Source organism: Pseudomonadota bacterium, from assembly GCA_018242545.1.
Lineage (GTDB): Bacteria > Pseudomonadota > Alphaproteobacteria > 16-39-46 > 16-39-46 > 16-39-46.
In genome coordinates this window covers 24,772-38,887 of the sequence record JAFEBT010000005.1, presented here as the reverse complement: position 1 = coordinate 38,887, position 14,116 = coordinate 24,772, and the positions used below count along the sequence as shown (strand labels likewise).

Annotated in this window: 7 protein-coding genes; 2 read left to right on the top strand and 5 right to left on the bottom strand. The window is 38.1% G+C overall.

Features of this window, described 5'->3' with window-relative positions:
• Positions 1 to 211: 211 nt before the first annotated feature.
• Positions 212 to 3,952 (top strand): hypothetical protein, encoded by a 3,741-nt coding sequence (locus JSS34_01600; GenBank protein ID MBS0185041.1) that lies wholly within the window; start codon positions 212 to 214, stop codon positions 3,950 to 3,952.
• A gap of 236 nt (positions 3,953 to 4,188) precedes the next feature.
• Positions 4,189 to 8,793, top strand: a complete 4,605-nt coding sequence (locus JSS34_01595; protein ID MBS0185040.1) for a hypothetical protein — start codon at positions 4,189 to 4,191, stop codon at positions 8,791 to 8,793.
• Between the two features lie 210 nt (positions 8,794 to 9,003).
• Here JSS34_01595 and JSS34_01590 read toward each other — a convergent pair whose 3' ends face one another.
• The 5 genes from JSS34_01590 to JSS34_01570 all read right to left on the bottom strand — a co-directional run bounded on the left by JSS34_01590 (position 9,004) and on the right by JSS34_01570 (position 14,110).
• Positions 9,004 to 9,252 (bottom strand): hypothetical protein, encoded by a 249-nt coding sequence (locus tag JSS34_01590; protein MBS0185039.1) that lies wholly within the window; start codon positions 9,250 to 9,252, stop codon positions 9,004 to 9,006.
• A gap of 114 nt (positions 9,253 to 9,366) precedes the next feature.
• Entirely contained in the window at positions 9,367 to 9,792 is a 426-nt protein-coding gene (locus tag JSS34_01585) for a hypothetical protein (GenBank protein MBS0185038.1), read from the bottom strand.
• Positions 9,793 to 10,037: 245 nt separating this feature from the next.
• On the bottom strand, positions 10,038 to 11,885 hold the full coding sequence (gene mutL, locus JSS34_01580; protein ID MBS0185037.1) for a DNA mismatch repair endonuclease MutL: 1,848 nt from the start codon (positions 11,883 to 11,885) through the stop codon (positions 10,038 to 10,040).
• A gap of 323 nt (positions 11,886 to 12,208) precedes the next feature.
• Positions 12,209 to 13,513: a glucose-6-phosphate isomerase gene (locus tag JSS34_01575; GenBank protein ID MBS0185036.1), complete on the bottom strand. Its 1,305-nt coding sequence runs from the start codon at positions 13,511 to 13,513 to the stop codon at positions 12,209 to 12,211.
• Between the two features lie 24 nt (positions 13,514 to 13,537).
• Positions 13,538 to 14,110, bottom strand: a complete 573-nt coding sequence (locus tag JSS34_01570; GenBank protein MBS0185035.1) for a DUF3035 domain-containing protein — start codon at positions 14,108 to 14,110, stop codon at positions 13,538 to 13,540.
• Positions 14,111 to 14,116: the final 6 nt, after the last annotated feature.

The following is a 14,116-nucleotide window of genomic DNA, read 5'->3' as shown; positions in this document are numbered from 1 at the left end:
TTATAATCACTTGAAATATGTCACACAAATCGCTTATCATAATGTTTAATATGAAAAAATCTTTCTTAACTCTTAAGAGAAGGTCCTTTTCTAAAATAATTTAAAAGCCTACTCATCCTTCTCTTCGTCATTTAAATAAATAAAATAAGAGACTCAAAGAATGAATCCATTTAGACGATTTCCTTTTCTTTTTCTCATAATAAGCTTATTTATGACATCTTTAAGTTTTTTTCCATGCAAGGCAATGGAAGAAGAAGTAGAGCCATCTTCTCACCCTTCAGCAGCAGCATCTTTTACCTTAAAAAGAAGCATAGAAAAGAAAGGAAATTTAGAAGACTTATTTCTTTTTCTTCAGACAAAAAGCCGTGAGACACACCATTTTGGAGAAATCTTTTATCTGGAATGCGCAGGAAGAACAACAGAAGAAGATTCTCAAGGACCTTTGTCGCAGTCCGCCAGCATCACGATTAAGCAAATCAGTTTCTTTGAAACCTCTCCTCAAGGGAAAAAAAGATTAGATTCAGAAAGTTCTACTTTAACACAAGAAGCGCAACAGAACGCACGCTTTTTAGAAACATTGAAAAGCGTTGTTGATCTTTCTTGTTTAAATTTTCCTGAAATCTCCCTTTCTCTCTCTCCTCAAAGAGAAAATCCATTGCATTCTTTTTCATTCAGTCAAATCAAAAGATATTTTGTAAGCAAAGAGAAGGAAAGAAAAGATATTTCTTTAAGGTCTTTTTTAGAAAAAGGGGTTTGCTTGACACAAAAACAAAACATTCTTCTCACAGAAAAGCTCGCCAATGGACATCAGATAGAGATTGATTTAGAAACTGAATTTCTAGCTCCTCTTAAAGGCCAGGTTATGGGCATCTCTTATATTGGAAATTGTCATAATGGAGATACTTATGTTTATGCCCATATCGGTTTTCCTTTTTCTCAAGATGTGCAATTTGTAGATATTTCTTCAGGATTTCTATTTCCTGAAGCCGATCCAAATCCTTTTTCAAAGTGGATCTTTTGGAAAAATGCTCAAATACATGGTGTTATTCCTAAAAAAGCTGTTTATACGCGTTTTTCTTATGAGAGAGCATGGTGGAAAAATTGGGCATCATATTCGGATATTCAAGAGCATAATTTAAAACTACAGACCGCATTAACTTTGTTCGCAGAAAAGTTTCACTCCGACAAAAAAGAAAATCCTGCTCACTCTCTTGGAGAAACACTTATCGATCTTCCCCAAGCCGGCTTTTATCAAATTTTAGATTCTCAATCCCTCGAAAGCAGCTCGTTTTCTTACCCTGGTCCTCAGTCAGGTAATGTAGTGCGATACGTTTCAACACAGCAACTCTGGGTGCGCAAAGAAAAAACATCAGAGGTTTTTTCTTTTGCAGCTTTAATGATGACGCCCTTAACGCTTCATTTCCTAAATTGTACGATTCCAGAAACAATACATGCTGGGATCTATAGCTGTGAAATTGAACGCAAAAGAGCTTCTCACGAAGAAGCAGCGGAAGCTCAAGCTTCTCCGAGAACCCTTTCTTTACGTTGGAGAGGAAAAGACGGTTCCATCTTTCCAATTGAAAAAAAGGATCCTCATAATCCTTATCGGTTTGAAGTTTTCCAAAAAGATAAATTAGTATCTACGCTTCCTTTTTTTAAAGCGTTGGAAGAAGAGGAGATACGATCTTACGTTCTTCAAAGGAAACAAGAACGTTCAATTTCTGAAGGCGCAGAAGAAGACCTTGTTCTATCAGTCAATGAAGGTACAGCTACAGAGGAAGAGAGAGAGCCCTCCCAAGACGAAAGAGAAAAAAGAAGATTTCTGAAGACATTAAATACTCAAAACAGAGGAAATGTCTTTCAAGAAAGCCACATTGCTTATCATAAGACATCGGGTTCATACGTCTCTAAAAGCCCCAACATGACCCCTGATTATAAGCTTCTTGAAATAACCCGATCAGAATGGAAATCACCTCCACAGGACGAGCAGAATGATGTCACTAAAAAAAATGAGAAGAAGATTAATTTATGGGAGCAGCACGCACTTGCTCAGATTAAAGAAAATCCTTGGTCAATAATTCAAAGTCTTATTACACACACGGGACATTATTTTTCAGAAAGAGAGCCTGCCGATGATTTTAAACTTTCCTTACTCGCCTCAGACACTCGATCTCCTTTAAAAGAAGTTTCAAATCTTAAAAGACATACGTGGGTTGAAAGCAGCTCGGTTTTGTCTCTTCAGGAATATCTAGAGCATGGATTTTGCGAAATTACGCGTTATGTCACACTATTTTCAGGGGTTTTAAGCGATGGGAGGCGCTTAAGCCTTACAATAGAAACAAGTCATCAAAGTCCGCTTATGGCTAAAATTATCGGCGTTTTTTATGCTTTAAATGCAACAACAAAAGAAACTTCCGTTTATTTTCATGCTCAAGCTCCCTTTTTAGGAGGCACTCATTTCGTTCTTGCTTCGAAAACTGTTCCTGAAGAGACCCCTAATCCCTCTCACATGCTTCCCGATTGGGTTTATTGGGAGAAAGATCATGTGTTTGGAGTTAGATATAGACATCCAATTTTCACATATGATCCAACTTGGCTTCAAAATTGGGTTCTAGAAGACAGCACTATAGAACACTTTTTTTGCCGCTTAGAAGATTCTTTTTTGAAAGAACGTAAAACAAAAGGCAAGCTCCTTGGAATTGTTCCGGTTGAGGACAGAAAGGATTCTCCTGCACTCTATAAAATCCTAAAAACAAAGCGTACACCGTCAAATATTTTTTACGTTGAAAGAGAAAGCCCTTGTTTAAAATCAACACAGATCTGTGGTCTTGTTCTAAGGGCACAACATTCTGCAGAAAAAATCCCTACCATGATATATAAAATAGGATCTTCAGAAATTACTCCTTTAAATTTTCAGATTCCAACCGATCTACCCTCTGGATTTTATGAAATCATAGAGACAGAAGAAGGTTCATCCATGACATGGAAATCTTTAGGAAGAGCTGATATTAAAAAGCCGAGTGCTGCTGCCGCATCTCAACCAGAAGCATCCGATACATCCCTTGAAAGTACCCCAAAGGAAGTTGCGAAAGTAGACAGAAATAAATCTTTTGGCTTTAGACTAAAGTATGAAGAAAAGCCAGACACTTCTCCTTCTCAACTTCCTGACATGATAGCAGATGCTCAAAATTCTCTCTTCTTAACATCTTTACATTTTATAGTATGTCCTACTGTTTTAAAGCATCTGGATGCACTTAAAAAATTATCTCATCCTCTTAATGATCTTTCATTTAATAACTGTGCTTTAACGAATGATTTGCCAGATGATTTTTTTGACTTTATGCAAACTCAGCAAAATTTAAAGCAGTTTGATTTTTCAGGAAATCCGATTTCTGAGGCTTCTTTTAACCATCTTATAGGCGTTCTTTCTTCTTTCCCTCTTCAAGAGCTTTCCATTGATGCACCACGGAAAAAGAGTTCACCTAAAAAAAGAGGAGCGGCAGGTGGTTTGACTGGTGCTGCCTCGGGTGCTGTAATAGGATTTTTCGTGGGAGGTCCTCCTGGTGCCCTTATAGGAGGAGTAGCAGGAGGATTAACAGGTGGCGCGTCAGCAGCAAAAGCGAGTGATGCACGTGCTTTTGCAAAAAGAAATAAAGCCAGTGATTTTACAGTAAAATCTTTTATAATACCTGTTCAAAAATGGCCTCATCTGCATAAGCTTTCTATTCATGGTGTTAAAAGAAGTGAAAAAGGATGCAATGCCACAAAAAATGCACTTGAAAAAATTAGAGGGGAAAAACTTCCCGCATCTGCATTGGAAATCGAAGTTTTCCCAAGATCTCTTGAGGAAGGAAAAGATCTTCCTTTAGATCTTCTTAGAAGAGAGGACAAAGAGGATGATCTTGAGGAGTGGCAAGCGGTTGATATCGAATCTTCCGATGAAGATGATTAGACGCTTGTGTAACCCTCATATGGCCATAAATGTTTTCGATGTTGTTATAAGATCCGAGAATTTAATCTTATTCTAAAAAGCTTTTTGGGAAGAAATTTCATGAAAAGAGACTATTATTTTAACCCAAATCTATCTTTCTTTTCTCTCTTTTTGTGGGTAGAATGTTGACTTCAATCGCTCTTCTAAAAATAAAAATATCATTGTAAAAATAAAAAAAATTAAGGGAATGTTCAAAGATGCATTTTAAAAAAGTTATTATTTTGAGCCTTTTTTACTTGGTTTGTCATCCCGTATTATCCATGATGCTTCCAGATGATGAAGATCAACGAAATCTTTCCCATGAAAAAACTTTACGCCAAGAGGTTAAAAACAAGCTTAATACCCAAACCGGTGAGAACCTTTATACTGATGATTATATATTTATTTCAGAACCTTTAAGCGGACCTCATAACCCCCCGCCCATTCCCAACAGCATTTTGTATTCTCTTGAGAGCATCCGGCAAAATGGTATTTCTTTTACACAAGAAACAGATAATGATGGAAATGTTTTGTGGAAGCATCCTGAAAGACCAACAGATTTAATCTTTGAGGATTCAATTTTAAGTAACTTTAGAGGTCTTGATTTTTTAAACTCTCGGACCCATAAGATCTCACGCGAACAATATGCCTCTCTTCAAAGAAATTCCGGATTTCATCTTGAAGAAAGAGAAAATTCTTTCTTCCGTCATGATCCATTTTTATTAAAGGTAAAATCAACCCTCACCCCTTGTGTCCAGACTGTTCACGCTCTTCAAAAAGGAGTTTTTTTAAGAGGTCACGCACCTTCCCTTAGCTCTTATGAAGATTTAGCACGCTTTTCTCAAAACAGATTCTCTTTCCGAACAATCCTTTCTATTCCAGGATCTCATGAACCTCTTGAAATTGACCTGGTCGGCAGAATAAATCCCCATGTTGGATATAACGTCTCTTTAAATATGCCTGAAGAAGAGGATGATGATTATGACCCAAATACACTCTATCTAAAACCTGAAAAAAACGCTCTCGTACTTACCTTTCAAGGCCCTGCAGGAACTCTCATAACCGAGAATATTCCTAAAGACAAACTTCCTTTTAATTTTAAAATTACATCACCCGAAAGTCACTTTAAAACATTCCTTCCTGAACTTCTTAAGATTACTTCAAGAAAAAGATCCACACATCACATGCTTTTCAATCCTTTAAGATATGTGTATGCTTTTAATTCTCATACTCAACAAATTGACGTCTTTGTTTTGACACTTCTTGCTCCTCCTTTTAAAGAACAGTTGGTCAAAATTGAAGCTTCTTCAACGCTTTCCTTTACCAAGGATGACCTTGCAGAAGAGGAAGAGGACTGGACACTCATTGACAATAAGACTGAAGAACCTCTTCTTGCTGAAGCAGCAGCGGCTGCTTCCGCGCATCCTCATCACCCTCTTCCAGATCATACTACTTTTCCAGCGCAGCCTCTTTTTTCTCATTCTTTTAATACCAGAAAGAATACATCCCCAGGTCTTCTTTATTTTTCTCATTCTATCCATCCCGAGGATGCCTCTTCTCATCAAAAGGAAGAAACTTTCCATCGAACAATAAGTTCTTTGAAGCAATCTGCCGCCCTTCTCGAAGAAGGCCCCCAGAAAAAAAAGCTTCTTGAACACGTGGAACAGCATGTTTCACGCTTTATTTTACAATCACACGCTTCTCAACGTTTATTTTCTCAATTTATGCCCGATAGCCCTGGGTCTCATGTTGAAGGAGAGGTTCAAAAAGCAGAACAGCGAGAATTTTCGATAAACGCTCAATGGAAAGAACAGTGGGGATTCCAAGAGAAAAATGCACAAAAGTATTTTGACGATTTTTTAAGATCCTGTCTTGAATTGTGCTCTCAAAAAACACTTCTGCATTCCCCTCTTACCTTCCCACAGCACCGTCCTCATTTTCAAGGTAGCATTCCTCCTCAAGGATATTATATTGAAAAAGAAGAAACAGAGGGAATATATACCTGGACACCTTTTATAACAGAAGCAAAAGCCGTTTCTCACAAAATTTTTCACGTTAGATATAATCATACTCTCTGTTTTGGAACATTTTCCTTAGAAAGCATCCCAGCATCAGATGTTTCATACCAGATAAGAGAAATGGAAAGGCTTGAGAATTTTAAAGAAGTACCCTTTCCTATTTCTTCCGTCATTCTGAATAATATGTCTCTCTCATCAAAAGCGGAAGATTCTTTATTGGTCCTTCTAAAATCTTCTGATTCCCTTTCCTCCCTATCGTTCATGGGATGCACCTTTAATGCTGGGTTTTTGCAAAGACTTCTTGAAGTGCTGGGCCAAAAAAATATGACCCATCTTGATTTAACGCAAAGCTTTTTTCCAGAAAGTATGATTGATCATCAAGACCCTTCTCTTCATTTTAATTCATTGTTAGAGGCCTTTATAGGAAAGCATCCCGCGCTTACGCATCTTACATATTCAGATATAATGGGCGTTTCTCTTCAAATTATAAAAAAAGGAAGGAATCTTTTTACAAGGTCTTTCTATGGCGAAGATTTCGAAGTTAATTGCAATAATCTTCCCTTTTTAAGAAGATTGATTGGTCATAAGAGTCTTTCTTCGATTAGAAAGTTCAAAGCTCAGAACATGCCTTTTAGAGAGGGAGTTGAGGCTTCTGAGTCTCCAATGGCTCCCCTTGAATTTATAGGGTTACTCGCAACTCTTACGCCAGAACTTGCTCATTTAGAAAGTTTGAGTGTTATAAATTGCTTTGAACAAGGCCTTCCCCCTGAATTTTTTGATTTTGTTCCCATGACTTCTCTTCAGGCTCTAGATCTTTCAGGCACTCCTCTTTTTCCAAAGGATGGAAATTTTTCCTATCTTAACTTGGGATCTAGCACCCCTCAGTTAAAGACCCTCGTTTTAAGAAAATGTTTTCAATCTTCCAATCCTTTAAATACGGCTCTTCTTTTTCCAGAATTCCGAAATCTACCTCTTACAAAATTAGACCTTTCTGCGAATGATTTTTATTCTGAAAGCAACGCTTCTTCTTTCCGTGCTCTGCCTTTTTCCCTTGAAGCTTTATATTTACCAGAATTTAGAACATTCCCCTATGACATTGCAGATGAAGTCTTAAGAGGCCGCTCAAATCTTCGGCATTTCTCTTTAAAGTTTCCATTTTCTTCAGAAGAATCCGTTAAGGCTCGTCCATCCTATAATGATTTTATAAAAAAAATGAAAGCTTTTGGACCTTCTGTCCTTTTTTTGGAAACAGAGATCTCTTCTCCTCTAAGATCTGTCTATGAACGCGTTTTTCTTGACCTTACAGGACTTGTGGATGAACATATCATTCTCAATCCTCTTAATCTTTCCTTGGCTCTTGATCCTCATGCTGTTAATCCAGAATATCAATTCAATTTTGTGCACGAAGACACAGATTTTGAAATTTTGGCTTTAAGCCCAAAAAATTTATATCTCAAAGCTTATAGAGGGATTATTCATTATGCTGTTTTAGGACCTGATGGTGAACGCAAAATAGGAAATATTCCTTTTGAGGTTGTGCGACGTAATTTCACAGGAGGGCTTATAGGAATGGCTGATGTCCAAGATTCACTTCATCATATTTTCCGTGTTCTTTACATAAACAATCATATTCCTTCTCCTCGTTCCGTTGAATTTCGAATGATTTCGGCAAGAGATATGGAAGGGGTCTGCCGGTCCTTACGCGATAAATTTAAGGGTGTCCAACATCTTGGTTTTACAACAAGATGCTTTCAAACACCTCAGTCCTTTGTTCATACGTGTCAAAGTTTGAGGGGGTCTTCTTTAGAGTATCTTGAGGATATTGACTTTTCTGATAACAATTTTGAAGTTCTTTTTAGTTCGCACGAGCATCCATATGAAAAATTTAAGGAAAGCTTATTGTCTCTTTTCCATACATTAAGCTCTCTCACAAAAATTAGTTTCACTGACAAAGATGGGAAACGGATTGAATGGGTTAAAATACAACGATCTAATGACACAGAGCCAATAATGCCTTCCCCCTTTGAATTCCCCACATCCCCCGCTGAACATCCCTATAGACTCTTCATCAACCCAGCTGCAGCCCCTGAAAACACAAAAATGTTTTCGAACGAAAATATTTTCTTTTTTCCATCCATTATTAACTACATGCACCTTCAACACATTATCTTTCAGGATGTCTTTATGAACGCACCCACAAGGTCTCTTATTTTAGGGGACCTTAAAAGTGCCCAGTTTAATAAATCTTTAACTTTCAGCAGATGCTTTACTGACGTAAGCTCAAAATTGCTTATCCCATTTTTCAAAGAACTTGCAACACTCCCTCTCCAAAGTTTGCACATTGAGGATGTTTTTGGTCAGAATACTTTTCATACATTAGCATCCATTCTTGCAACATCCTCCACTCTAAGGGAACTTTCCATCGATCTGCCTAATCGTAATAATCATAAACTTGTACGTTCTATCGTGGGGACAACTCTCGGAGCAGGTTTAGGAGCAGCTGCTGCAATTTATACGGGAGGGTTAGCCGTTATTCCTATTGTAATCGGAAGTACCGGTGGCGGCCTTGCAGGAGGAACCAGTGGAGGTGCAAGTGGGCCTGTTATTAATAAAATAAAAGCAAGCTGGGACATTCCAAGTCGTCAAGCCTATGAAGAGCTTGTTCCTTTTATGAAAAGCCCAAACCTTGTTCGTCTTAATGTCGGTAATTATACAAGAAGCGAAAAAAGCCATGCATCTATGCAAAAAATGCTTGAAAAAGAAACAGGGGGAAGAATTCAATTTAGATTCTTTGCCCCTCGTTAAATTTAAAAAAAGGAAGAGAAATTTCTCTTCCTAAATTTTGTTCAACTTAACATCCTTTCTCTTAAAAGAAGAAGATTCTTTCAAGAGCTTCAGCTCAAAGCCGATGAAAGATAGCTTCTGATCCCTCGAAGCTCCATTTTCTTTAAAATCGGCGCTCTCTTCACTTCTTTATACATAAGAATTTTCGAGCGCCTCACATTACCTTAAAATTTAAACACCTTCATCCACAACATCGCCTGCATCAAGAGAATATGTATTTGGAAGAGTTTCTCCAAAAGCGGTTTCATCTTCTTCATCATTTTCAAGATCAGCTTCAAGGTCTTTTAATTCTGTTTCAACGGCTTCAAGTTCTGAATGTATGGAATCAGTTTGGGCCCCAAAGACATTTCCACTACCTAAAGTTATAACAGAAAGTACCATTCCAAAAACAAAGACGTATGTTTTTATGTTTTGAATCATGCTCAAATCTCCTTTTTGTATTATTTTCCAATGATAGATGATGACTCAGAAACCTTAAAATAGTTCTTATTTTTTTTAAAGCTCTTTTATTTTTTTAGGGTACCATGCCTTTCTTTAAAAGGTCAATGCTCTCTCAGCATCCCTGACCAAATTCTTATGATCTTTTGAAATAAGAGTATGATCTCTTTTAAGAATGACAGAGATCTTTGCTTTTCCATAAGTGGGATTTTCGCGGCGTAATTTTAGAACAAGCTGCATTTCAGATTCACCCCATTGAGGCTTTCGAAGCATTTTAGGACGTTTTGATGGAGGAAGAACGCCTTTCATTAACTTTGAGAGAATTGCTTTATAACGAAAATAAGTTGCTCGAGAGATTCCGGAGAACTCAGATGCAATCTGATCATTGCATCCTTGTTTTTTAAGTTTTTCCCATTTCTTAACAGGCTCTTCATATTTTTTTCGATGAGCTTCGCATTTTTCCTGAGACAAAGCATAGTTAGATAATTTATAAACATTCTTGTGTAGATACTTAATTTGCATAAAAAGACCTCCTAGGATTGTTGTTGAACTAACATATCCTGAAGGTCTTTTTTCTTATCAGCAAGGGGGATTCGTTTGAGCTACACTTTGGCTCCACTCATCCCCCTTGCTATCTCATATGTGTTCGAACTTGTACATAATCTTAACACACTAAAACGTATGAAATTGTCCTATTTTTTTCTTAAGGGCGCATCTTCCTTTTATTAATTTACAAGACTTTCAACTTCTTTAAAAGTAAAGATTCTTTATGACCGTCCAAACAACCGTTCAACATCTTTAAGCTTCAATTCCACATAAGTTGGTCTTCCATGATTACATTGTCCAGAAAAGGGCGTTTTTTCCATATCTCGTAAAAGAGCATTCATTTCAAGCAAATTCATACGCTTCCCAGCCCGTACGCTTCCATGACATGCTATGGAAGAACAAACTTCATGTAATCTCTCTTTAAGTGTATGATGGCTCTCAAGATCTTTAAGTTCATCCACCAGATCCTTTACAAGACTCTTCAGATCAAAATCTCCTAAAAGCGCTGGAACTTCTCGAATAAGAACAGCATTTCCCCCAAAAGGCTCAAGAATAAGTCCAAATGCTTCAAGATCGCTTAGATGTTCCAAAAGACATGAAATTTCTTCAGATTGTAACTCAACCACTTCAGGAATCAAAAGACTTTGACGTTCTATTTTTTCTTCAGAAAAAAGCTTTTTTAATTTTTCATAAACAAGACGTTCATGTGCTGCATGTTGATCGACAAGAACGATCCCATCATTGGTTTGTGCCACGATATAAGTTTCATGAAATTGAGCAACAGCCATTCCTAAGGGATAAGTGAGAGCCGCTTGTTGCGCTTCAAAAGGCTCTTCTTCTTTCAAAAAAGACCGGCCCATAGGAACATCCATTCCAGCTAAAGAAGAAGGATAGGAGGCTGGGCTTGGTTCAAAAAGTTGCCGATCAAAGGCATTTTGAGAATAAGATGATTGTGAGAAAGGTTTTGAATAGAAGGTATCTCTTGAAAATCCCTCTCTTTGAAAAGAAGGTTTTTTAAAAGAGGCCAGCGTTTCTTGTGAAATGGTCGAGGATGTTTTATGATAGGCTCCTCCAAGCGTCGTCTTAAGCGCGCCTGTAAGTGTCCCACGCACCATTCCTCCTTCCCGAAAACGAACTTCTGTTTTTGAAGGATGGACGTTGACATCCACAAGATCATTTGGAACATCTAAAAAAAGCGCATACATGGGATAACGCCCATGGGGAATTAAATCTTGATAGGAATCACGAACGGCTGCTTGAATCATTCGATCTTTAACAGGTCTTTTATTGACAAATAAATATTGATGGCTCGCGCCTCCTCTATGAAGCGTTGGAAGACTGATTAAGCCAAAAATCCGCACTCCATTTCTTTCCATTGAAAGCGGCAACGCATTTTCAGAAAATTCCTTTCCCATAATGTCCCTAATTCTTTGAAAAAATTGATCTTCTTCCGCAAAAAGGGATTCAGAAACGCAAGACACCGATAAAAGATCCCGCTCATCTTCTTTCATGAAGAAAGAAACTTGAGGATGGGCCATGGCAATACGCGTTAAGATTTCAAGGGCATGACTCGTTTCTGTCGCATCTGCTTTTAAAAATTTTAAGCGTGCCGGCGTTGCGTAAAAAAGGTCTCGAACTTCAACACGTGTCCCCAGCGAATGGGACACAGGCTCCACACCAGATTTAAGCCCGCCTTCCACTTTCAGCTTCCATCCCATGTCTTGACTTGAAATACGCGATGAAATGAAAAGACGACTTATGGCCCCAATCGAAGGCAGCGCTTCCCCTCGAAACCCAAACGTTCGAATGTTCCAAAGATCTTCATCTGATAATTTTGAAGTTGTGTGGCGCTCGACAGCAAGCAGAAGTTCTTGAGCTGTCATGCCGCTTCCGTTGTCTTGAACGGAGAGAAGATTTTTCCCCCCTCCCCGAATATGAACATCAAGACGCGTAGCTCCTGCATCTAAAGAATTTTCGACGAGCTCTTTTAACGCAGAAGCGGGTCGTTCGACGACTTCACCAGCCGCAATTTGATTAATAAGATTCTCTGGTAATGCTCTTAATGCCATTAATAAAATCCCTTCCGATCATATAATTCTTTTTTTAAAACCTAATATGACCATCGCATATTCAACTTTTAAATTCAATGATGACATTTTTGATTTCACTAAATACCTTAATACTTTATTCGTCTTAGAAATTAAACAAAGATAAGACTGAAAATTGTACAAATAAAATGTGATCCACATAAATTAGACCACTTGAATGAAGTAACTTCAGAGGTTCACGAAGTAAACTATTTAAAATCAATAGAAATGTTATATTTCTCAAAAAGAATTTACGAAATTTATTTTCTGAAGTTGGTTTGAAACGACATCGAGAACTTTAGGAATTATTTAACCTTCTTGGCTTCTGTCAGATACACCTTTGTCAGCCTCTTTATTTCTTCAACTGCTGGCTGCGTTAAAGGATCTATTTTTAAGAGTATTCCCATTAAAAGCGTCTCAAGCATAAAATGCATAAAGAGCTCCCCTAAAACCTCTTCATCCAATCTGTTAAAAGAAATGCGCCGCACCGGGCATCCTTTCTGAAGAAGACTCTGAAAGGTTGCATGCTCTTCAGCTTTTAAAAGAGATCCTAAAGACATCCCATCTAAATAATCAAGCTCATGATCTTTTGAGCTTAAAAGTACTTTATCCTCAAAAGCTGTTTTTCCTTCAAGTCCAAGAAGCGTAAAGACCTTATCCTTGGGCCCATCTAAATAAAGCTGAAGTTGGGAATGTTGATCGACAGTTCCCATCGCGCGTATGGGGGTTTGTCCAATGCCATCTTTTCCAAGGCTTTCTGCCCAAAGTTGACGAAACCAAAGCCCAAAAGGCGCTAAACGGTCAACATAAGGCATTAAAACGGTTTGTGTGATGCCCCGCTCCATCATTAAAGCATAAAGTGCGGCTGCCCCTAATGCTGGCGTTGATTCAGTAACGCTCTTCGTTAAAAACTTTTCAAGAACTTGGTAACCACCGCGTCTTAATTTAAGAGGATCCAAATTTGCACAAATTAAAGGAATAAGTCCCACAAGAGAAAAAACTGAAAACCGTCCTCCAACTTTAGGATCATGATCCAAGCATAAAATTCCAAGATATTGTGCGAATCTTCTGAGCGGACTTGATTTAGGTTCAGTGACAACAAGTGTATTTTTAATAAAAAAAGGAGAAAGATTCTGTTGGGCCCAAAGTTTTTCACAGGTTAAAACTTGCGCAAGTGTTTCTGAGGTCGTTCCTGATTTTGAAATCACCAGAAGCCCTGTCTTTTCAAGATTCACATGATTGATCAAAAGATTTAATGTATAAGGATCAACATTTTCAAGAAAATAAAGCGAAGGATGCGCAAAATGAAAGCCCACTCCTCCATCGCGAAGCGCTGTAACTGTCTGTCCTCCGAGGGATGATCCTCCCGTTCCAAGAACAATAATCGTCTCAAGATTCTCAGAAAAGCGTTTAAGGATAGGAAGTAAACGCTTAACATCTTCCGTTTCTTGAACACTTGTGAGAAAAGGATAAACATTTTGGACAATGTTTTCGCGCAATTTTTCTGAAACACGAGAGACTTGAAGTATGGAACGTTCAAGATCAATTTTATGGAGCCCAACATGCTCTTTTCCAGTTTGAAATAAACCTGAAATATCTTGATTGATCATAAAACACAAGCCTTAACTAAAAATTTATTGCGTAACAGCATCTTCCCCTGGCAGAGTCCCATGAAGTTTCTGATATTCTTCAGAAGCATTTAAGGCTTCTTTTTTATGAGCCGCATCTTTTTGCCAGAATAAAAGCTCCTTAACCCAAGTCTTTTCATTATTCGTCTGAAAATGTGTTTCTTGATCAACGGCTGCACGAACATCTGGAATTGATTCCCGTGTAATACCTTGCGTTTTGAGGCTCTGATCAATATGTGCAATGAAAGCTTTCTCACCAGGTGTAAGTTTTCCTTTTTGAGAAAGAGCTTGAGAAGGAGAGTGACCTAGAATTGTTTTCTGAGCTTTGATTTGAGGGCTTTCTTCTTGCGGTCGTTTATCAGGGGCCCCGAGAACATAATTCTTTGTGTCATGACCATGCTTTGGCGTTTGAGGTGTCGGCAAGGAATTAAAGTCTGGAGGCAAAGAAATGGGGGCCCGGGACACGACAGAGAATTCATCAGGGGGATCTCTCTCAAGCCCTAATGTCTTTCGCACATCATCACATCCTGTTAATATAATGCTCGCAGCAGCAAGACTTAGGATTAACCATTGACGCATTTTTAA

Bases quoted from the DNA above. Each gene is read 5' to 3' on its own strand.
- JSS34_01600 (MBS0185041.1), top strand. From the start codon at position 212: ATGACATCTTTAAGTTTTTTTCCATGCAAGGCAATGGAAGAAGAAGTA.
- JSS34_01595 (MBS0185040.1), top strand. From the start codon at position 4,189: ATGCATTTTAAAAAAGTTATTATTTTGAGCCTTTTTTACTTGGTTTGT.
- JSS34_01590 (MBS0185039.1), bottom strand. From the start codon at position 9,252: ATGATTCAAAACATAAAAACATACGTCTTTGTTTTTGGAATGGTACTT.
- JSS34_01585 (MBS0185038.1), bottom strand. From the start codon at position 9,792: ATGCAAATTAAGTATCTACACAAGAATGTTTATAAATTATCTAACTAT.
- mutL (MBS0185037.1), bottom strand. From the start codon at position 11,885: ATGGCATTAAGAGCATTACCAGAGAATCTTATTAATCAAATTGCGGCT.
- JSS34_01575 (MBS0185036.1), bottom strand. From the start codon at position 13,513: ATGATCAATCAAGATATTTCAGGTTTATTTCAAACTGGAAAAGAGCAT.
- JSS34_01570 (MBS0185035.1), bottom strand. From the start codon at position 14,110: ATGCGTCAATGGTTAATCCTAAGTCTTGCTGCTGCGAGCATTATATTA.